The sequence below is a fragment of the Specibacter sp. AOP5-B1-6 genome (assembly GCF_052376555.1).
Lineage (GTDB): Bacteria > Actinomycetota > Actinomycetes > Actinomycetales > Micrococcaceae > Specibacter.
The window spans coordinates 13,010-32,108 of sequence record NZ_JBQSVT010000043.1; the positions used below are offsets into that span (position 1 = coordinate 13,010).

General features: G+C 65.6%; 18 protein-coding genes and 1 pseudogene. 7 read left to right on the forward strand and 12 right to left on the reverse strand.

Going from position 1 to position 19,099, the window contains the following annotated elements:
* Positions 1 to 22: 22 nt before the first annotated feature.
* From ACT3TS_RS16555 to ACT3TS_RS16565, 3 genes are all read right to left on the reverse strand, one after another.
* Positions 23 to 712 (reverse strand): L-ribulose-5-phosphate 4-epimerase, encoded by a 690-nt coding sequence (locus ACT3TS_RS16555; protein ID WP_444532626.1) that lies wholly within the window; start codon positions 710 to 712, stop codon positions 23 to 25.
* Complete coding sequence (gene araB, locus ACT3TS_RS16560) at positions 709 to 2,391, reverse strand: ribulokinase (RefSeq protein ID WP_444532627.1); 1,683 nt, start codon at positions 2,389 to 2,391, stop codon at positions 709 to 711. The genes ACT3TS_RS16555 and araB overlap by 4 nt, the downstream gene beginning before the upstream one ends.
* A gap of 376 nt (positions 2,392 to 2,767) precedes the next feature.
* Complete coding sequence (locus ACT3TS_RS16565; RefSeq protein WP_444532628.1) at positions 2,768 to 3,805, reverse strand: LacI family DNA-binding transcriptional regulator; 1,038 nt, start codon at positions 3,803 to 3,805, stop codon at positions 2,768 to 2,770.
* 132 nt (positions 3,806 to 3,937) lie between these two features.
* On the opposite strand from ACT3TS_RS16565, the pseudogene ACT3TS_RS16570 reads away from it, so the two are divergent.
* Both ACT3TS_RS16570 and ACT3TS_RS16575 read left to right on the forward strand, forming a co-directional pair.
* Positions 3,938 to 4,327 (forward strand): annotated as a pseudogene (locus ACT3TS_RS16570) (aldose epimerase family protein); the annotation flags it as partial.
* A 28-nt stretch (positions 4,328 to 4,355) separates the two neighbouring features.
* Entirely contained in the window at positions 4,356 to 4,907 is a 552-nt protein-coding gene (locus tag ACT3TS_RS16575) for an aldose epimerase family protein (protein ID WP_444532629.1), read from the forward strand.
* A gap of 28 nt (positions 4,908 to 4,935) precedes the next feature.
* On the opposite strand, the gene ACT3TS_RS16580 is transcribed toward ACT3TS_RS16575, so the two are convergent.
* On the reverse strand, positions 4,936 to 5,313 hold the full coding sequence (locus ACT3TS_RS16580; RefSeq protein WP_444532630.1) for a glyoxalase superfamily protein: 378 nt from the start codon (positions 5,311 to 5,313) through the stop codon (positions 4,936 to 4,938).
* Between the two features lie 194 nt (positions 5,314 to 5,507).
* On the opposite strand from ACT3TS_RS16580, the gene ACT3TS_RS16585 reads away from it, so the two are divergent.
* Positions 5,508 to 6,140, forward strand: a complete 633-nt coding sequence (locus tag ACT3TS_RS16585) for a hypothetical protein (RefSeq protein ID WP_444532631.1) — start codon at positions 5,508 to 5,510, stop codon at positions 6,138 to 6,140.
* Positions 6,141 to 6,185: 45 nt separating this feature from the next.
* Here the strand turns inward: ACT3TS_RS16585 and ACT3TS_RS16590 are convergent, their stop codons facing one another.
* Complete coding sequence (locus tag ACT3TS_RS16590) at positions 6,186 to 7,019, reverse strand: SDR family oxidoreductase (protein WP_444532632.1); 834 nt, start codon at positions 7,017 to 7,019, stop codon at positions 6,186 to 6,188.
* A gap of 66 nt (positions 7,020 to 7,085) precedes the next feature.
* Between ACT3TS_RS16590 and ACT3TS_RS16595 the strand changes: the two genes are divergently transcribed.
* On the forward strand, positions 7,086 to 7,664 hold the full coding sequence (locus tag ACT3TS_RS16595) for a TetR/AcrR family transcriptional regulator (RefSeq protein WP_444532633.1): 579 nt from the start codon (positions 7,086 to 7,088) through the stop codon (positions 7,662 to 7,664).
* Positions 7,665 to 7,748: 84 nt separating this feature from the next.
* Here the strand turns inward: ACT3TS_RS16595 and ACT3TS_RS16600 are convergent, their stop codons facing one another.
* Genes ACT3TS_RS16600 through ACT3TS_RS16620 form a run of 5 tightly spaced genes read right to left on the reverse strand, consistent with a single transcriptional unit; the run spans position 7,749 to position 12,706 of the window.
* On the reverse strand, positions 7,749 to 8,006 hold the full coding sequence (locus tag ACT3TS_RS16600) for an HPr family phosphocarrier protein (protein WP_444532634.1): 258 nt from the start codon (positions 8,004 to 8,006) through the stop codon (positions 7,749 to 7,751).
* A complete protein-coding gene (ptsP, locus tag ACT3TS_RS16605; RefSeq protein WP_444532635.1) occupies positions 8,003 to 9,712 on the reverse strand; it encodes a phosphoenolpyruvate--protein phosphotransferase in 1,710 nt (569 codons plus the stop codon). The genes ACT3TS_RS16600 and ptsP overlap by 4 nt, the downstream gene beginning before the upstream one ends.
* A 7-nt stretch (positions 9,713 to 9,719) precedes the next feature.
* Positions 9,720 to 10,589 carry a PRD domain-containing protein gene (locus ACT3TS_RS16610; RefSeq protein ID WP_444532636.1) on the reverse strand — a complete coding sequence of 290 codons (870 nt, stop codon included), beginning with the start codon at positions 10,587 to 10,589 and terminating at the stop codon, positions 9,720 to 9,722.
* Between the two features lie 57 nt (positions 10,590 to 10,646).
* The gene (locus tag ACT3TS_RS16615) at positions 10,647 to 11,120 is read right to left on the reverse strand and encodes a PTS sugar transporter subunit IIA (protein WP_444532637.1); all 474 of its coding nucleotides are present in this window, start codon (positions 11,118 to 11,120) and stop codon (positions 10,647 to 10,649) included.
* 38 nt (positions 11,121 to 11,158) lie between these two features.
* Positions 11,159 to 12,706 carry a PTS transporter subunit EIIC gene (locus tag ACT3TS_RS16620; protein WP_444532638.1) on the reverse strand — a complete coding sequence of 516 codons (1,548 nt, stop codon included), beginning with the start codon at positions 12,704 to 12,706 and terminating at the stop codon, positions 11,159 to 11,161.
* Between the two features lie 711 nt (positions 12,707 to 13,417).
* Here ACT3TS_RS16620 and ACT3TS_RS16625 point away from each other — a divergent pair.
* From ACT3TS_RS16625 to ACT3TS_RS16635, 3 genes are read left to right on the forward strand one after another with little or no spacing between them, the layout of a single operon-like run.
* A complete protein-coding gene (locus ACT3TS_RS16625; protein ID WP_444532639.1) occupies positions 13,418 to 14,251 on the forward strand; it encodes an ABC transporter ATP-binding protein in 834 nt (277 codons plus the stop codon).
* Between the two features lie 42 nt (positions 14,252 to 14,293).
* A complete protein-coding gene (locus tag ACT3TS_RS16630; RefSeq protein ID WP_444532640.1) occupies positions 14,294 to 15,355 on the forward strand; it encodes an iron-siderophore ABC transporter substrate-binding protein in 1,062 nt (353 codons plus the stop codon).
* On the forward strand, positions 15,352 to 17,499 hold the full coding sequence (locus ACT3TS_RS16635; protein WP_444532641.1) for an iron ABC transporter permease: 2,148 nt from the start codon (positions 15,352 to 15,354) through the stop codon (positions 17,497 to 17,499). Before ACT3TS_RS16630 ends, ACT3TS_RS16635 begins: the two co-directional genes overlap by 4 nt.
* Before the next feature lie 29 nt (positions 17,500 to 17,528).
* Here ACT3TS_RS16635 and ACT3TS_RS16640 read toward each other — a convergent pair whose 3' ends face one another.
* Both ACT3TS_RS16640 and ACT3TS_RS16645 read right to left on the reverse strand, forming a co-directional pair.
* Entirely contained in the window at positions 17,529 to 18,332 is an 804-nt protein-coding gene (locus tag ACT3TS_RS16640) for an alpha/beta fold hydrolase (RefSeq protein ID WP_444532642.1), read from the reverse strand.
* Positions 18,333 to 18,574: 242 nt separating this feature from the next.
* Positions 18,575 to 19,099, reverse strand: a 525-nt coding sequence (locus tag ACT3TS_RS16645; protein WP_444532643.1) for a dihydrodipicolinate synthase family protein, incomplete at its 5' end; no start/stop codon positions are given.

Here is a 19,099-nt window from a genome sequence, read left to right on the forward strand (position 1 = left end):
GAGACAGGAGGCGGATTGTGGGTTACTGTCCATAGACGTTTTGGTAGCGCTGGTGCAGGCTGTCGATGTGGGTGCTGTCGATGGGGATCATGGGACCCAGCTCGCGGGCAAAATGCACCGTGCGGGCAACTTCCTCGCACAGCACGGCGGCCTTCACCGCGGCCTTGGCCGTGGCGCCGATGGTGAAGGGTCCGTGGTTTTGCATCAACACGGCTGGCGAGCGGGAGCCCGCCAGCGTCTCGACGATGCCGCGGCCAATGGAGTCGTCCCCGATCAAGGCGAACGGTCCGACGGGGATTTCCCCGCCAAACTCGTCGCCCATCATGGTCAGCACGCACGGGATTGCCTCGCCGCGCACGGCCCAGGCCGTGGCGTAGCTTGAGTGGGTGTGCACGACGCCGCCCACCTCCGGCAGGTGCCTGTACACGTAGGCGTGTGCTGCCGTGTCGGACGACGGCGCCAGCGCAGGGTTGCCCCATCCGCCGTCGACCGGGGTTCCGTGCAGGTCAGTGACAACCATGGATTCGGGGGTGAGTGCGTCATAGTCGATGCCCGAGGGCTTGATGACCATCAGTTCCTCGCCGGGAACCCTGGCAGAGACGTTGCCGGCAGTCCACACCACCAGTTCGTAGCGGACGAGTTCGGCGTGGAGGCGGCACACTTCACTGCGCAGGGATGCGACGGCGGTCATGGTGGCAGCTGACCAGCTCATGCCGTCACCTCCACTGCCACCTTGTGGGCCCTGCGGGCGATCGCCTTGAGCCGGTGCATGACGTCGTTGGTGCCGCGGCCAAAGTAGTCATGCAGGAGGCGGTATTCGGCAAAAAGCTCGTTGTAGGCGGCGACGTTTTCCGGGATGGGGCTGACAACTGCGCGGTTCACGCTGCCCATGGCTTCGGAGGCGGCCATGATGTCGGGATAGCGGCCCGCCGCGACTGCTGCATGGATGGCGGATCCCAAGGCGGGGCCCTGGCTTGATCCGATGGTGGACAGCGGCAGGTTCAGCACGTCGGCATAAATTTGCATGAGCAGCTGGTTCTTCATGAGCCCGCCGGCCACGATGAATTCCGTGACGGGAACACCAGCGGCGTTGAACGTCTCCACAATGACGCGGGCGCCGAAGGCTGTTGCTTCCAGCAGCGCCCGGTAACCGTCCTCGGGTGTGGTGGCCAGGGTCTGCCCGACAACCACGCCGGAGAGTTCATGGTCAACCAGGACGGATCGGTTCCCACTGTGCCAGTCCAGGGCAACAAGGCCGTGTTCGCCAATGTTTTGCCGCTCGGCAAGTGCGGTCAGGTATTCGTGGATGCCAACACCGCGCTTTGCCGCATGGGCGTGGTAGCTCTCGGGCACCGAGTTCTTGATGAACCAGCCGAAGATGTCGCCGACGCCGCTTTGGCCGGCCTCGTAACCGTACAGGCCCGGGATGATGCCGCCGTCGACGACTCCGCACATGCCTGGCACTTCGCGGAGCTCATCGGAGCTCATGACGTGGCAGGTTGAGGTGCCCATGATGGCCACCATCTGGCCGGGCTGGACGGCCTTTGCCGCCGGTGCCGTGACGTGCGCGTCAACGTTTCCCACGGCGACCGGGATGCCCTCGGGCAGGCCCGTCCAGACTGCGGCTTCGGCGCTGAGCCCGCCGGCAGAATCACCCAGGCTGCCGATCGGGTGGTCAACCTTGTCCGCAACAAAACCGGCAAAATCCGGATTCAACGCCGACAGGAAATCCTTGGACGGGTACCGGCCGTCCTGCAGGATGCCCTTGTAGCCGGCCGTGCAGGCGTTGCGCACGTAGCTGCCTGTCAGTTGCCAGACGATCCAGTCGGCGGCTTCAACCCAGTGGTCCATGGCGGCGTACACCCGGGGTGCTTCCTCCAGCAGCTGCAGCCCCTTGGCAAACTCCCATTCGGAGGAAATCAGTCCGCCGTAGCGCGGCAGCCAGCTTTCCTGGCGTTGCCGGGCCAGCTCGTTGATGCGCTCGGCCTGGGGCTGGGCCGCATGGTGGCGCCACAACTTCACAAAGGCGTGCGGTTCGGCGGCGAACTCCGGCAGTTCGCACAAGGGAGTGCCGTCGGCTGTGGTGGGCACCATGGTGCAGGCGGTGAAGTCCGTGCCGATGCCGACGACGTCGGACGGGTCAATCCCCGCTTGGGTGACGGCCGCTGGCACAGCCTGCTTGAGCACCTGGCGGTAGTCCTCGGGGACCTGCAGCGCCCATTCAGGCGGCAGCCTCTCAGCAGAGCCCGGCAAGGACCGCTCCACCACGGCATGCGGATACTCCACGACGGCGGAGGCAAGCTCGGCCCCGTCGCGAACGCGCACCACCACTGCACGCCCGGACAGGGTGCCGTAATCAATGCCAATTACGTAAGACTCCTGCGTCCCCATGGTTTCCTCTCAGCCGATGCTTCCGGCGCACCATGGGAGGTGGCCAAAAGAAATACACTTGTGAACGCTAACAATACCGTTCCACCTGCCCAAGTCAAGGGGAGTTCATCGATGCGAACAGCAGCTGGCGCATTCCCGTCAGTCCAAGAAAACCGCGAGGGTGCCACCGATATACCTGCTGGTCGGGCTGCAACCAGCTACAATCCCCTAAGATCGCAAGGTCACTGGCCCGCTGTGCGCCATTTTTCGGACTGCAACGCGGAGTTTGTGACTTGGATACGCCGGTCGCCATTTTAGGGATAATTGGGCATGAAATCTGTTAGCGCTAACAACGGCGACGTCGTTTCAGGCCTCTCCACGCTGCAGGCTGCCCCGCCTAACTGCGGGCCAGTGCCACAGGCCTCGGCCCGGTGCTCGCCCGCAGTATCAGGTGGGGTTGAATCCGCACCGAAAACAACGGATCATTGCCGGAAATGCCGTCAAGGATCATCCCAACGCAGCGGCGTCCCAGTTCGGCAAAGTCCTGCCGGACGGTCGTCAGCGGCGGGAAATAAAAACCAGACTCGGGGCTGTCATCAAAACCAACAACGGACAGATCGCGGGGCAGCCGCAAATTGCGCTCATACGCGGCCCGGATCACGCCAAGGGACATCTGGTCATTGGCGGCAAAGACGGCGGAGCATTCGCTGTTGTCCAACAGCTGTTCCCCGGCACCGTAGCCGGACTCGGCGCTCCAGTCCCCCACCAGCAGGGGGCCCGGCTCCAGACCGGCACCGGCCAGGGCTGCTTCCCAGCCGCGGCGCCGGGCCTGGGCGTCAAGCCAGTCGGCCGGGCCCATGATGTGGGCAATCTTGCGGTGTCCCTGATCAATCAGGTGCTGGGTTGCCAGCCATCCGCCACGCTGCTGGTCGACGCCAACGCTTTGCACCCCGGCCGCACCAATGTCACCGATGGCAACGAGCGGAACGCCCGGGTTCAGTCGTTCAATGGTGCGCACAATTTCTTCCTGCGGGGCAATGACCACGAGCGCGTCGACTTGATGTGCCAGGTGGTATTCCACCGTCTCGTTGATGGCCTTCTCGCTCACATCCGGCAGCCCAACGGTGTTGACGGCATAGCCGGCTGTGTAAGCGGCTTCCTGGATGCCCAGCAGAATGTGCGCCGGACCGTAATGCTCCATGTTGTGGGCCACCACGCCAAAGGTCTCCGAGCGCCGGGTCACCAGCTGCCGTGCCGCTGTATTGCGCCGGTAACCAAGCTCGGCGATGGCGGCTTCCACCACCGTGCGCGTCTTGGCACTGACATTGGGATGGTTGTTGATCACCCGGGAGACTGTTTGGTGCGACACCCCTGCCCTAGCAGCCACGTCTTCCATGACGGGAGGGCGGTCGTTCGACGAAACGTGGTCAGTCATTGTCAGCCTGTTCTCCGGCACTGCCCGGCATGGTTGACGCCGGGGAATCGGCCCCGGCGCTGTCTCCAAACTTTAAAATCATTCGTGCTACAACCGTAAGACACTCACACTCATTCTCGCAGAGGAAAACGCATGTCAACCATTTCCAGCCATCCCGCGTCAGGTGTCCAGTTCACCCTTGAATCAGGCCGCTACCGCGCCGTAATCGCGTCGGTGGGCGCCACGCTGCGCTCGCTCACGCACAACGGGCGCAACCTTGTGGTGCCGTTTGCAGCCGGGGAGCTCCGTCCCGGTTACCGGGGAGCCAATCTTGTTCCCTGGCCCAACCGCATCGCCGACGGCGCCTACACCTTCAATGGCGACAATGAGCAGCTGGGCATCAACGAGACTGACCGCATGACGGCCCTCCACGGCCTGGTGCTCTGGAACGAGTGGAAACTGCTGGAACAGGCACCGTCGGGCGTCGTCCTTGGCACCGTGCTCGAACCGCAGGCCGGGTACCCGCACCGGCTGGATGTCCAGGTGGCGTACACACTCAGCGACGCAGGCCTTGACTGGCACATTTCGGCGCGCAATGTGGGCGGGCCCCGGCACCAAGCCGGCACCCTACGGTGTTGCCCCGCACCCCTACCTGGTCGCAGGAAGCGGACCCGTGGATCAGTGGACGCTGGAGCTGCCGGCCGCACAGGTTCTGGGTGTCACCGCCGACAGGCTGCTGCCCACCACGCTTGCCACCGTCGACAACCACGACGGCGGCCGCCTCGACTTCCAGCAGCCACGGGCCCTGGGCAGCACCGAGATCGACCATGCCTACACAGGTCTGGCGCCGGCCCGGGACACTGCCGAGAAGGAGGGCGGCGACGACGTTGAAGTGCGGCTGCTCTCCGCCGAAGGGACCGGCGTCCTCATGCGCTGGAACCCTGCCGTCCTGCCATGGGTGCAGATCCACACGGCCGACCGTCCCGAACCCCACCTGAACCGGATCGGCCTGGCCGTGGAGCCCATGAGCTGCCCGCCCGACGTCTTCAACTCAGGCCACGACCTTGTCGTTCTTGCCCACGGCGAGCGCCACGACGCACACTGGCTCATTGCAGCGCTCTAACCAGCGTGCCCGCAACGATCCCGCAGGATCAGCCGTTGGGGCGGTTCGGCAGGTATTGCAGCGCCCACTTGTTGCCGTCGGGGTCGGCGAAGTACACAAAGTGGCCCCAAGCCTGGACGTCAACGTCGCTGACATCCACGCCGTTGGCCGCCAGCTGGTCGTGGGCTGCCTGAATGTCGCTGACCACCACCTGGATCATGGGCGCCGTGCCCGGTGCGGCGTCGGTCAGCCCTTCGCCGATGCAGATGGAGCAGGCCGAGCCGGGCGGGGTCAGCTGCACAAAGCGGATCCCACCGCCGGGCCGCTCATCGAAGTCGGCGTTGAAGCCCACCTTGTTCACATAAAAATCCTTGGCCCTGTCCACGTCGGAGACAGGCACAAATACAAGTTCCAATTTCCAGTCCATGCCGGACACGCTACGCTGTAGCCCCGCCCAGCAACAGGGTTTGGCCGCAATTCGCAGCGGAAGCCCCCCGTAAGTTGCACGCCGGAACCGTTGGCTTACGGGCGGCAATGGGTCAGGATGTAAACATCAGTTCAGGCGCCTGCACGGTGGCACATTGGTGCGGCCGGAGTTGCCGGACTTTTGGGAAGAATGCAATGGCCGGCATCGATGATCTCCTGGCAGCGTCCAACGACCGCTGGTCGCGGGCCATGAAAAAAGCGCAAGGTGTTGAAGACATCGGACTGGGCTCGGCCGTCAAAAGCTATTACACACGATATTTACCCGCCGGGGCCCTTGCCTTGCTGGCGGCCGGAACCGGGGCCGGGATCTTGATTATTGGGGCGGCCCCGGCCAACTGGGCAGCCTACTTGAGTGTCGGGTTGATGTTTGCCACTGCCGGCATCTTTATTGGCGGACTAGTCTACAACAGCAAAAAAGTTGCGCCCGCAGTACGGCTGGCCACGGTTAACGTCCTGTTTCCGTTGGCTGACGAAGAACGAAAATACATTAACCGCCAGATTGCCGGCAAGGCACCCCTGGACCACGACCATCTGCCCGTCGTCCGGGCGGGTGCAGTCCAACTTCGAAAGAGCCTGGCCACACAACTGGTCTTCTTGCCGGCCTACGCATTCCTGTTTGCTGCCCAAGCGGCGAACCAGGCCGGGCGGGACACACTCTTTTTCTGGGTCATCACGTTTGCTGCCGTTGCGGCGATACTCGCACTGGGGCTCCTGGCCCGCCAATTTAGGCGCACCGGCCGATTTCTGGCAGGAACCTCGGGCGGATGACCAGGACCCCAAACGCCAGCAAGCCCGGACACCGCCCGGCGACAGTCACCCCAGCGAGATCGCGCCTGACCGCACCGCGGCGACAACTCCGCCGTCGACCAACACATCAGTTCCGGTGACGAAGGTGGAATCGGGACCAAGCAGGAACGCCGCGGCCTTGGCAATGTCCTCCGCGGTGCCGTACCGGCCGGTGCCGGAGGCCTCCACCATGGCCCGCATGCCCTGCCCGCTTTCGCCATCCAGTTCCTGCTGGCCCATGGAGGTGGAGATGACGCCCGGGCTGATGCTGTTGATCCTGGCACCGCGGGCGCCCCAGACGAGGCTCGCGGCCTGCACGCGCAGCTGGTTGCCGCGCTTTGCCACGCTGCAGGCGGTGCCTGCGTCGGAGAAGGATGGGTCGGACCAGAACGGCAGGCTGAGCAACTGGTCTGTCGGCGTCAGTGCCAGGGCGGTCTCCATTTCTGCGGGGAATTTCCCTGCCGCAATGCTCCCGGCCATGCTGGCAATGACGACGCCGGAGCCTCCCGGCGCCATGATGCCGGCGAAAGCGTCCAGCACGTGGGCGACGCCGAGCAGGTCCACGTTCAGGATGGCACCGGCCGGCGCCTGGGTGGGTGAAAGTCCCGCCGTGTGGGCCAGTTGCACCACGGGGCCGGCGGCTGCAGCGGCTGCCGCCAGCGCGTCCACCGATTCCTTGGCGGACACATCCAGAACATGCGTTTCCACCACATAGCCGTCGCCCTTGAGCGCCGCGGCCGTGCGGTTCAGGACCTCTTCGTTGAAGTCCGCGAGCAGCAGCTTCTTTCCCGGACCCTGGCGGCGCGCAATGGTCTCCCCCATGCCGCCGACACCAATAACTACAACGACCTGGTCATTCATGAGGCTCCCTCGGAAATATCGAGACACGGTGTCTCGTAATTGAAGTGTAGAGCCTATGCTTGAAAAATGACAGAAGTTCGCCGGGGCCGCCCGCGCAGTGAGTCCGCCCGCCTGGCCGTTCTTGAGGCAACCCGGGATCTGGTCGCCGGGGCCGGCTACGACGCCATGACCATCGAGGCCATCGCCGCCCGCGCCGGGGTTGGCAGGCAGACAATCTACCGCTGGTGGCCCGCGAAATCGGCCATCGTCGCCGATGCCGTGCTGGCCGGGCACATTCGCCTGCCCGAGGTGACGATCACCGACACCGGATTGCTGGCCGCTGATCTCAAAACGTGGATCGACGACACTGCCGCTGTGCTGGCGGATCCAGCCGGGCGCCAGCTGGTGCGGGCCCTGGTGGTTGCGGCGTCGGAGGATGCTGGCGAGTCGGAGCTGCTGTACGGGCACATCACCGGGCCTTACCACGAAGCCCTGGCCGCGCGACTCGAGCTCGGAAAGGCCGCCGGCCAGCTGGCCGGGCATGCAGACCCCGATGCCATCGCCGACGCCTTGATCGGAACGTCCCTGTTCCACACGCTGACACGGCAGCACGATCCGCAACGGCTGGCACGGCTGGTGGAGGCAATCCTGCCTGCTCCGGAGTAGTGCTCCGCTCCGGGGCTGCAACAGACGACAACCAAAGAAGGCGCCCCGGTCCGAAGTCCGGGGCGCCTTGTGTGGGAAGAACGCTCAGCCGTCCAGATCCTTGGCGATCATGGCGGCAATTTCCGCCACGGCCGCCGCGTTTTCCGACTCAACGGTCACGGACGCACCAAAGTCGGCGCCGAGGGTCATGATCATGAGGGCCGAGGTGGCATCCACCTCGTCGTCACCGTCGATGCTGAGCAGGATCTCGTCGTCGTAGGCCCCTGCGGCCGTGGCGATCATGGCGGCGGGGCGGGCGTGCAGGCCCACCGGGGAGCCAACTGCAACAGTTTGCGTGGTCATTTCTTTACTCCTTGGAAGTTTTCCGGGGTGGATGGGTAAAGCAGTTCGCGAGCCGTGGCACGGGCCTCGGCGGCGGAGGTGCAGCGAAGCACGGCAACTGCCGCCTGCCGGCATTGCTCCAACGTCACGGATTCCAGCTGCAGGCCGACGGCGGCCACGGCGTTGGGTGCCATGGACAGGCTGCCCAGCCCGAGGCCCACCAGGATGCAGGCGAGGAAGGGATCCGCCGCTGCCTCGCCGCACACGCCGACGGGCTTGGCGCCGCTGACGCCGGCCGCTGCCGCGGAGCGGATCAAGTGCAGGACCGCCGGCTGCCATGGGTCTGTCAGCGCGGCGAGCGAGGGGGCCATGCGGTCGGCGGCCATGGTGTACTGCGTGAGATCGTTGGTGCCGATGGACATGAAGTCCACTTCGGCCAGAAACGCCTCGGCCAGCAGTGCAACGGAGGGTACCTCGACCATGATGCCGGGCGAAAGCTTCCGTGCGCGGCAGGCGGCGGCGAAGTCGCGGGCCTCATCGATCGTGGCAACCATCGGCGCCATGACCTTGGCGTTTGTGACGCCCTGCTGTTCGGCGGCGAGGGCGACGGCGTCGAGCTGGCGCGCCAGCAAGCCCGGATCGCCCTGCCCCAGCCTGATGCCCCGCACGCCCAACGCCGGGTTCTCCTCCACGGGATGGACAACAAAGGGCACGGGCTTGTCGGATCCGGCATCGAGCGTCCGGATGACCACCTTTTGGCCGGGGAACGCGGCCAGAACCTCGCTGTAAATCCCGGCCTGCTCAGCCACCGAGGGCTCGTGCTGTGCCGAAAGAAAACCCAGTTCCGTGCGGAACAGCCCGACGCCCTGCGCCGGTGACTGTGCCGCCGCGCGGGCCCCGGCACCGTCCTGGACGTTGGCCAAAAGTTCGACGACGGCACCATCCCTGGTGCGCCCCGGCCCCTGCCAGGACTGCACAGCCGTCCGGCGCGCCGCATCCGTCTTGACCTGGGCGGCCGCGGCGGCAGGATCGGCGCCCACCACCACGGTGCCGGCCGCCCCGTCCAACAGCACCATGGCACCGTCATCAATGCCAGCGAGCTCAGCTGCCGCAACCACGCACGGGATGCCCAACTGCCGGGCAATGATGGCCGTGTGGCTGGTGGGCCCGCCCAGACGCGTTGCAATGCCGTGGATCAAGGCCGGGTCAAGCGTCGCGGTGTCTGCCGGGGCCAGGTCCTCGGCCAACAGGATGATTGGGCTTTCGGGCGTGGGTACGCCTGGCTCGGGAAGGCCCAGCAGTTCGGAAACGAGCCTGTTGCGGATGTCGCCCAGATCGGTGACCCGCTCGGCCATGAGTCCGCCAAGGTTTTGAAATTTCGCGATGAACTGCGCCATCGCGGCCACCGTCGCGGCTTCCGCGGAGGAGCCCGCCGTGATGAGCTTGAGGGTTGTCCGCTGCAGCCCGCGGTCCCCTGCCAGGGCTGCGGTTGCCCCGAGGACCTCGGCGGCTGCCCCCGAGGCGGCGGCTGCGCGGGCGCCAAGCCTGCCGGCCACCGTCTCCACGGCGGCCTTCCACCGGGCCGCTTCGTCCTCCCGGGCCTCTTCCGGGACGACGGCGTCAGCGCCGGCGGGCAGGACGGGCGCCGGCTTCACCCACAGTGCGGGGGCGTAGCCGAGCCCTGCCACAACACCTGTTCCGGTGGCGGCAATTGCAAAGTCAATCATGTGAATCCTAAGTATTGAGCATCTCGACGTAGAGCCGACTTGTATGCAGTGCCAGGTAGGAGATCTCGTCATTTCCCAGGTCCCGGCGGAGTGCGCCGCCAATGAGCTTGGCGACCTCCAGGGCGGCGTCGGCCGCTTCCGGGTACGCTTCGCGGACGGACGCCAAAACATCAACCTGGATCGATGCAGCCCCGGTGACCTCGGCCGGCCGCGCAAAGAGATAGCGCAGGTGGGTCACAAAACGCGAAGCGCTGAGGGCGTTCTCGTCAACGTTCCTGCCCCACCGCACCGACAACAGTGAAAACACCCGGGCGATGGTCTCGGTCATGGAGACGGTCTTGGAAAAATCGGCCTTGGACCATTGCTGGTTGACGAAGTGGAGGGCAAACGCCACCCACTCGTCCTCCTGCAACGCAACGCCCAGGCGCGCCGTGATGAGTTCGACAACGCGGCGCCCCAAATTTCCCTCGGCCGGGTACAGCTGGGCCACCTCCCACTTGAGCGGGAAGTCGACCTTGATGCCGTCACGGGCACGCTGCACGGCGAAGCCAAGGTGGTCAAGGATCGGAACGAGCAGCGACTGCCTTGGCTCCAATTTCAGTTCCACCTGGGCCAGCGCCGTGATTTCCTGTGCCAGTTCAATCTGCTCCAAGGGGGCATCGCCGAGGACACCGGCCACGTGGCTGGCGGCATAGCTGCCATCAGGAACAAACCGTTGATCAGCCGCTTCGAGCTCCACGGCTTCCCCCGGCTTGTGCTTGAAGCCGATGCCCTTGCCGACAAGAACCATTTCGCTGCCGTCGCCAAGCTCGGCCAGCAACACGTTGTTGTTGTAAACCCGCTTGATCGTGGCGGCATCTCCGCGCGTCAGGCCCATGGGGACACGACCTTCGCGGAATCCATGGCGCAGGCAGCGCCCGTGACGGGCACCATGTTACTTCTTCCGCACGGTGATGACAGCTGTTCCGTTGGCGCCGTCAATGTCAGTCTCGGCAACGGCGAAGTCCTTGCCGTTGGTCAGCAGGACCGGCGTGGCCATGGAGGGAACCAACGGTGTCATTGCGGCCAGGTCGCAGCTGATGATGACGTCGCCCTGCTTGACGCTGTCGCCCTTTGCGCGGTGGGCCGTGAAGCCTTCGCCCTTGAGCTTGACGGTGTCCATGCCAATGTGGACCAGGATTTCGGCGCCGGCAGCCGTGCGCACCGCGAAGGCGTGCAGCGTCTTGGCGACAAGGATCAGTTCCCCGTCCACCGGGCTGGCAAAGTTCCCTTCGACAGGTTCGACGGCGAATCCCTCACCCACGGCGCCGCTGGCGAACACGGGGTCCGGCACATCCGCAAGCGCCATGACGGTTCCGGCTGCGGGGGCGAAGATCTGCTCGCCTTTTTTCTTGAACATTTTCAGCATCTGGTTGACTCCTAAATAGTTAAGCGTTGGGTGTGGGATTAGTCGTCAAGGCCAAGACTTTCATTAATCGCACTTTTGTAAAGAACTGCCTTGCCGCCGAAGACGGCCTGGACGCCGCCGCTGACCTCGAACACGCCTGTGGCGCCAAGCTTGCGGAGCTTGTCCTTGTCCACCTGGCCGGGGTCCTTGACGGAAACACGCAGCCGGGTGATGCAGGCATCAACGTCGTCCAGGTTTCCGGCCCCGCCCAGTGCGGCGAGAACCTGTGCCGCCTCGCGCTGGATCGGGGTGCCGGCCTCGGCGCCGCCCACTGTTGCGGGCACCAGCTCGGCGTCGTCCGCGGAGGAGGCATCGACGTCGTTCCCGAGCGTGTCCTCCAAATGGCCGGGGGTGCCGAACTTGAACTTCTTGATGAAGAACTTGAACGTGAAGTAGTACAGGAAGAACCAGACGACACCCACGGGGATTACAAGGAGCCAGTTGGTGCGGTCGTTACCCTGGAAGACGCCGAAGAGCAGGAAGTCGATCAGACCGCCGGAGAAGGTGTTGCCGATGCTGATGTTCAGCAGGTCCGCAATGAGGAAGGACAGCCCGTCAAAGACTGCGTGAACCACGTAGAGGACGGGGGCGACGAACAAGAACATGAACTCGATGGGTTCGGTGATGCCGGTGACGAAGGAAGCCAGGGCAACCGAGGCGAACAAGCCCATGTACTTGGCGCGGCGGCCCTTGGGGATGACGTGCCACATGGCCAGGCAGGCGCCGGGGAGGCCGAACATCATGGTGGCGAAACGGCCGGCGAAGAAGCGGGTGCCTTCGGTGAAGAGGCCCACGTGGTTGGGGTCGGCGAGCTGGGCGAAGAAGATTTTCTGGGCGCCGGCGACCTGGACGCCGTTGACGATTTCGGTGCCGCCGAGCGGGGTGTACCAGAACATGGGGTAGATCATGTGGTGCAGGCCGGCGGCACCGCTCAGCCGCAGCAGCGAACCGTACAGGAAGGTGCCGAAGGCGCCCATGCCGGCGATGCCTTCACCGGCACCGACCAGCGCGTTCTGCACGGGCGGCCACACGAGGAAGAAGAGCGTGCCCACAAAGATGGCCGCGAAGGCCGTGACGATCGGAACAAAACGGGAGCCGCCAAAGAAGCCGAGCACGGTCGGCAGCTGGATGTTGTGGAAGCGGTTGTGCAACATGACGGCCACGCCGCCCACCACCAGGGCACCCACCACGCCGGTGTCAATCGCGGCGGAGTCGGGGGTGAAGATCTCCAGCAGTGACTTGATGGTTGCCACCATGACCAGGTAGCCCACCACACCGGCGAGCGCGGCGGTTCCCTTGTCGCGTTTGGCCAGGCCAATGCACAGGCCGACGGCGAGGAGGATCGCCAGGTTGTCGAAGACCGTTGCGCCGGCGGCAGACATGACGCCGAAGATGCCCTGCAGGACATGGTTGTCCAGGACAGGGTAGGACGCGATGGTGGTGGGGTTCGACAGGGCGCCGCCGATGCCCAGCAGCAGGCCGGCCGCCGGCAGGATGGCGATCGGCAGCATGAATGCCTTGCCGATCCGTGAAAGTTGCTTGAACACTACAATTCCTTATCGCTCGCTGCTTGACGACGTCGTCAAGGCAGAATCTGAGCCGGGGGGATCGTGGAATTCCAGAAGTAACGCAGGGGTGGGCGGCGACGTTGGCGGCCCACGCGCAAGGCGTGGTCATGGAAAGCGTGGTCGTGGATTGACCCTCGGACAAAGACAGACGGATCGCCCCTTGCAAATTGTTGCGCGAGGCGTGGCGTCCCAGGTTATTGCCGAAAGTTACAATCCCGATGACAACCGCCATAATGGCGGCAAAACTAGAATACACACGTGACCGGCGTCAACGCCAAACGGTGCCACTGCGCGGATTGGCGGCAGGGGGCGGGCTCCAAGGGAACCTCCCCGTTCGGTTCTGCCTGATTCGCCTTGCGGCTGCGCTCCCCCGCGCCGGCGTGAACACCGATTGTGGTCACGGCAGAGTCGGCCCTATACTCGGTAAGGCAAGGCAACCCTAAGCCGAGTTCTGTGCAGTGTTTACGAGTGCGCAGAGTCTTCGAACAGGCGCGCAGGTGTCAGTGGCCGTTGCGGCCCCTGCCCACCCCGGCAGGCGTGCCACGCCCTGTCGCTTCCACTTCCGTTTCCGCTTCCTGAACCAGGATCCTTCATGCTTCCCGCGCACACCCCGCCCGCTGCTTTGCGGGTTCCCCCTGCCGTTTTCGGCCCTGCCGTTTTCGGCGCCGCTGCTTTCGGCCCTGGCGAGTGATGCCGGCGAGCCCGCTGAGCGGGGATGAGCTGGTGTTGCGGTACGGGAAGGAAACGGTTGTCCACGGCGTCTCCGTGACCCTGGCCCCCGGGCGTGTGACAGCGCTTGTTGGCCCCAACGGCAGCGGGAAATCCACCGTGCTGCGCTCGCTGGCGCGGCTGCACCGCATCGACGGCGGGCACGTGAGGCTTGGAGGGCGCGACGGGCAGGCTGATCGGGAGGTCTCGCTGCTCACGGCCCGGCAGTTCGCCCGGGAGGTCACCTTGTTCTCCCAGTCCCGGCCCGCACCGCAAGGCCTGACGGTCAGCGAGGTCGTGGCCTTTGGCCGCCACCCGCACCGGCGTGGATTCGCGGGTTTGACTTCCAAGGATCGCAGCGCCATCGACCACGCCATGGCCGCCACAGGGGTTCGGGACATGGCCGGCCGTGCCGTCGGAGAACTCTCCGGAGGAGAGGTCCAGCGCGTGTGGCTCGCCGCGTGCGTGGCCCAGGAGACCGGCGTCGTGCTGTTGGACGAGCCCACCAATCACCTGGATCTGCGCTATCAAATTGAAACCCTGGACCTGGTGCGTGATCTCGCTGACGAGCACGGAGTTGCGGTGGGGATTGTGCTGCACGATCTCGACCAGGCCGCCCGCATCGCCGATCACCTGCTGCTGATGTCGGCCGGCCGCATTCACGCCACCGGCAGTCCTGCGGCGGTTCTCACGGCAGCGAACATCTCTGAGGTTTACGCCATCCGCGTCGAGGTCAGCGTTGACCAGCCAAGCAACCGCCTCCGGATCGACCCCATCGGGCGCCATGCCGCCCGGGTCCCCGCCGGCACCCCCTGACTTCCCAATCTTCCCAACTTCGCCAACCCGAAAGAATCTGCCATGATCCGGTTCCACCACCTTGCCGCAGCTGCCGCCACACTGGCCGTCGCCGCGCTCACCCTGACCGCCTGCGGCACCACGAACCTTGAAAATGCCGGCGGAGGGAAGGTCGCGGCAGCTTCGTCGCAAGACTGTGCCGCAGACAAGACCGCCACCTCGACGGGCGCCGTGTCCTTCACCGACGGACTGGGCCGCCAAGTGAAGCTCGACAAGCCGGCCGAGCGCATCGCCGTGCTGGAATGGCAGCAGATCGAGGATGCCCTCACGCTGTGTGTTGCCCCGGTGGCTGTCTCCGACGCCGCCGGATACGGGACCTATGTAAGCGCGGAGACAATCCCCGCAGGGGTCGCCGACATCGGCACCCGTGGAGAACCCGATCTTGACACGCTTTACGCCGCGAACCCGGACCTGATCATTGTTGAGGCCTTCAGCGCCGATGACGAGCTCATCACCACACTGGAAAAGCGCGGCGTGCCGGTGCTCGCCACGCTCGGCGCTGATGGCGCCGATCCCATCGGGAACATGAAGAACGTGTTTTCCATGATCGCCGAGGCTACCGGACGGAGTGAGCGGGCCGACAACGTGCTGGCTGGCTTCGACGCCCACCTGGCCGACGCGAAGGAAAAGGTCGCCACTGTCGATCTGCCGACGTCGAACTTCTTGTTCTTTGACGGCTGGATCGAGGGCGGCAACGTCACCATCCGCCCGTACGGCAAGGGCGCCCTGTTCACGGCCATTGGCGAGGAGCTGGGGATGAAAACGGCCTGGACCGACGAGATCGACGCCGCCTACGGAAGCGGCGGGGTGGACCCCGCCTACGGCCTGGGGCAGACCGACATCGAGGGGCTCACTGCCGTGGGCGATGCGAACTTGTTCTACTCCAATGACGAGGAGGCAGGAAGCTACGTCGCGGAACTGGAAAAGAACTCGATCTGGACGGCGCTTCCGGCCGTGCAGGAGGACCGGGCTTACGCATTCCCGGCGGGCGTTTGGGGTGCGGGCGGACCGCTGTCCTGCGAGCAGGCGATTGACGCCTTCGTTGACGCCCTCCTGCAGGGGTGAGCACGCCAACCCACACCGTTTCACCCGGGGGCAACGGCAACTCCGGCAGCAGCGGCTCACCCGGAAGCCGGCCGCCCCTGCCCGACGTCGGCCCCGGCAGCTTCGGCAGCAGTGCCGCCGGCGTCGCCGTTCTTGGCGTCCTTGTGCTCGCCATCATTGTGGTGGGGTTGTGGCACCTGACCCAGGGCACCTCCGGGGCTGGCATGCAGGATCTGCTGCGGCTGCTCACCGGGGCCCGGGAGACTGTTGGCGGGGTGCCGGTCAGCGATGTGCTGACCGGTTCGCGGCTTCCGCGCCTGTTCGCGGGAGTTGCCGTTGGTTTCGCGCTGGGTGTTGCCGGAGCATTGCTGCAGTCCGTCACCCGGAACGTGCTGGCCTCCCCGGACACCCTGGCCGTCACGGCCGGCTCCTATTTTGCGCTTTCCCTGGTTGCGGCGCTTGGCCTGGCCGTGCCGTTGTGGGCCTCGAGCGGCGTTGCGTTTGCGGGCGGCCTGCTCGCCGCGGCGCTGGTGCTGGGGCTTGCCGGCAGCAGCGCCGGCAATGGAACCACCCGGCTTATCCTGGCCGGCTCGGCAACCGCCATGGCGCTGGATGCGGCCACGGCCATGCTGTTGATCCTGTTCAAGGAAAACACCATCGGCTTGTTCGCGTGGGGCAGCGGCTCACTTGCCCAGCTCAATCTTGACGCCTCCGTGCGGGCGGCGCCGGTGATCATCGTGGTGCTGTGCGTGGCGCTGCTGTTGTGCAGGCGCCTCGATGTCCTCAAACTGGGCGACGACACCGCAGCATCCCTCGGCGTGCCCATCCGTTCCACCCGCCTCATCGCGGTGGTCTGTGCCGTGTTGTTGACCAGCATCACCGTGACGCTGGCGGGCCCCATCGCGTTTGTGGGGCTCGGCGCCCCCGTGCTGGCCCGGCTGATTGCCAACCGGATGAAGGCCCTGCACCGGCATCTGTTCCTGGTGCCCCTGTCCGGGCTGCTGGGCGCCCTGTTGATTTTGCTTGCGGACGTTGTATTGCGCGCGATTCTCGGTGCCGCAGGGGCCAGCTCCATTCCCACCGGGATTCCGACGGCGCTGCTGGGCGCCGTGGTGATCGTCGTGCTCGCGTTGCGCATGCGCGATTCCGGTCCGATCCGCCAGCCGCCCCAGGCCCGGATCGGCATTCACTCCCGCCGGCGGTTCCTGATCGCCATGGGCATTGCTGCGGTGCTGCTGGTGGCGGCGATCGTCGTCGGGCTGCTCGCCGGAAGCTTGTGGCTGCGCCTCGGCGACCTGGGGCTCTGGCTTCAGGGCACGGCGCCGGACTTGATTGGGCGCGCGTTCGACGAACGCGGCCCGCGCGTCGCTGCTGCCCTGCTGGCCGGTGCGGCACTCGGCCTGGCCGGCTGCGTTGTCCAGGCCACGGTGCGCAACCCATTGGCCGAACCCGGCCTGCTGGGGATCACGGCCGGCGCCGGGTTGGGCGCGGTCAGCGTTGTGACGTCCGGCGCGGGCGGACGCCCCCTGCTCATCGTCATGGCTGTCCTGATGGGGCTGGCCACCTTCGCGTTGATTGCGCTGCTGGCCTGGCGTGGCGGGTTTTTGCCGGATCGTTTTGTGCTGATCGGCATCGGCTGTGGCTACGGCTTGAGCGCCATCACCACGTTCATGTTGTTGCGCGCCGACCCGTGGAACACACCCCGGATCCTGACCTGGCTGTCCGGCACGACCTATGGCCGGACCTTTGCAGATGTGGCGCCGGTTGCTGTGGGCCTGATTGTCGCGGTGCCGCTGCTGCTGGTGATGCGGCGTCAATTGGATCTGCTGGCCATCGATGAGGACACTCCCCGGATTCTCGGGATCAGGTCCGACCGGGCGCGCCTGGGGCTGCTGGCCGTGGCTGCTGTGCTGGCGTCACTGAGCGTGGTCGCGATCGGCGCCGTCGGATTTGTGGGGCTTGTGGCCCCGCACATGGCCCGGGCTGTGGTCGGGGCCAGGCATGGCCGGCTCATTCCGGTTTCAATGCTGCTGGGCGGGCTGCTCGTGTCGGTGGCGGACATCCTGGGCCGCACGCTGATCTCGCCGGCCCAGCTGCCGGCGGGGCTGATGATCGCCCTGCTTGGCGGCCCCTACTTTGTTTGGCTGCTCCGCCGATCACGGTAGCGGCTGGTTTTAATGGGTCGTCTGCGGTTTCATGGCTGCGGCAGGAATTCCCGGATGACGGCGCTGATCAGTGCCGGTCGTTCGGCGACCAGTCCGTGGGTGGTGCCGGGCACGATGCACAGTTGCGCGCCGGGAATCGAGGAGGCGATCAACAGGCTGTGGTCCACCCGGATGGTGTCCCGGTCCCCCGACATGACCAGGGTCGGCGCTGTGACTTTGCTCAGCTCGGCGGGATCGATTTGAGGTTCTTTGGTCCACAACCTAAACAGCTTTTCGAGGACGACGTCGGCATGGTCGGGGCCGTCGGGCGAGAGGGTGCCGTAGTGCATCCGTTCGAGGTCCGGAGTCGGCTCTACGGTTGACTCGGGTTCGCCCGGCGAAACGGTGAGGGACGGGCGCGCAGGCGGGGAGCCGAGTTGGGGGAAGCCGGCGCCCTCGGCGGAGTGGGTGAAGGCGGTGGGGTCCAGGTTTGCGCTGATGGCGACCAATGACCGCACCCGTTCCGGGTGTTCCAGCGCGAGCAGCAGGCCGATGATGGCGCCGTCGCTGTAACCGATCACGTGCACCGACTCAAGGCCCTGGGTGTCCAGATAGGCCAAGACATCTGCGACGCCGCGGGGGTAGCTGTACTCCTCAGCGATGTCGGCGGAGCGTCCGTGTCCGGAGCGTTCAAAGGCGAGCACCCGGTAGCCGGGGACAAGGGCGTCGGAGACTAACCGCAGGGACTCCAGCGAGCAGAAGCCGCCATGCAGGAGGAGCACGGGTTCCCCGGAACCGGCAACCTCCGAGTACAGTTCTGCGCCGTTGATCCGCAGGTGCGTCATTTGGTCCATCTGTCTCCTTGGGGCCGTCCCCGCCGCATGCGCCGGGGACCCGGTCATTCGTCGGATATTACCAGTTCAGCAGGTCTGGGCCGGCGGCGAGCGGCGCAGTGTGGGGCTTGGGCTTTTTACGGAGGATAACCATAGTCGAAGGGCGAAAAGTACTGCCCAAAACCCTCGGGTTTTCAAAGTCTGGGACTGGACTAGGAGTCCACTATCCCGTGCCGCACCCGTGTGCCGCACGGGACAGTGGCTTAGATCAAGCCCGTGCGTTCGAGGACGACCTTGATGGCTGCGGTCTCGTCCTCGTCGAGGGCGAGCATCGGGGCGCTCATGACGTTGGACTTGATGACGCCCATGAGCATCAGGGCGGTCTTGAACGCGCCCAAGCCCGCGGCGTTGCCGGAAACCCGGCCGGCCTTCGGGGTGTAGACGATGTTGAAGACGTCGGCGATGCGGTCCTGCTCGGCAGCGGCACCGGCCCAGTCGCCCGCCACGGAGAGGTCGTACAAGCGGCGGTACGCCTTCGGGTCAACGTTGCCCAGGCCCGGCACAACACCTTGGGCGCCGCCGAGCAGTGCACCGTCAACAACCACTTCGTGGCCGGTGAAGATGTCAAAGTTCGGGATGTCCTTGGCACCGATCAGGAGCTGGCGGAAGGAGACGTCGTCGCCGGAGGAGTCCTTGACGCCGGCGATGACGCCTTCGCGGCCCAGCTCAAGGAGCAGGTCGGTGGGCATCTTGAAGTGGGTGCGGACCGGCACGTCGTAGACGAACAG

What these genes read in the sequence shown, in the direction of transcription:
- ACT3TS_RS16555 (WP_444532626.1), bottom strand. Translation starts at nt 712, where the DNA reads ATGAGCTGGTCAGCTGCCACCATGACCGCCGTCGCATCCCTGCGCAGT.
- araB (WP_444532627.1), bottom strand. Translation starts at nt 2,391, where the DNA reads ATGGGGACGCAGGAGTCTTACGTAATTGGCATTGATTACGGCACCCTG.
- ACT3TS_RS16565 (WP_444532628.1), bottom strand. Translation starts at nt 3,805, where the DNA reads ATGACTGACCACGTTTCGTCGAACGACCGCCCTCCCGTCATGGAAGAC.
- ACT3TS_RS16580 (WP_444532630.1), bottom strand. Translation starts at nt 5,313, where the DNA reads ATGGACTGGAAATTGGAACTTGTATTTGTGCCTGTCTCCGACGTGGAC.
- ACT3TS_RS16585 (WP_444532631.1), top strand. Translation starts at nt 5,508, where the DNA reads ATGGCCGGCATCGATGATCTCCTGGCAGCGTCCAACGACCGCTGGTCG.
- ACT3TS_RS16590 (WP_444532632.1), bottom strand. Translation starts at nt 7,019, where the DNA reads ATGAATGACCAGGTCGTTGTAGTTATTGGTGTCGGCGGCATGGGGGAG.
- ACT3TS_RS16595 (WP_444532633.1), top strand. Translation starts at nt 7,086, where the DNA reads ATGACAGAAGTTCGCCGGGGCCGCCCGCGCAGTGAGTCCGCCCGCCTG.
- ACT3TS_RS16600 (WP_444532634.1), bottom strand. Translation starts at nt 8,006, where the DNA reads ATGACCACGCAAACTGTTGCAGTTGGCTCCCCGGTGGGCCTGCACGCC.
- ptsP (WP_444532635.1), bottom strand. Translation starts at nt 9,712, where the DNA reads ATGATTGACTTTGCAATTGCCGCCACCGGAACAGGTGTTGTGGCAGGG.
- ACT3TS_RS16610 (WP_444532636.1), bottom strand. Translation starts at nt 10,589, where the DNA reads ATGGGCCTGACGCGCGGAGATGCCGCCACGATCAAGCGGGTTTACAAC.
- ACT3TS_RS16615 (WP_444532637.1), bottom strand. Translation starts at nt 11,120, where the DNA reads ATGCTGAAAATGTTCAAGAAAAAAGGCGAGCAGATCTTCGCCCCCGCA.
- ACT3TS_RS16625 (WP_444532639.1), top strand. Translation starts at nt 13,418, where the DNA reads ATGCCGGCGAGCCCGCTGAGCGGGGATGAGCTGGTGTTGCGGTACGGG.
- ACT3TS_RS16630 (WP_444532640.1), top strand. Translation starts at nt 14,294, where the DNA reads ATGATCCGGTTCCACCACCTTGCCGCAGCTGCCGCCACACTGGCCGTC.
- ACT3TS_RS16640 (WP_444532642.1), bottom strand. Translation starts at nt 18,332, where the DNA reads ATGGACCAAATGACGCACCTGCGGATCAACGGCGCAGAACTGTACTCG.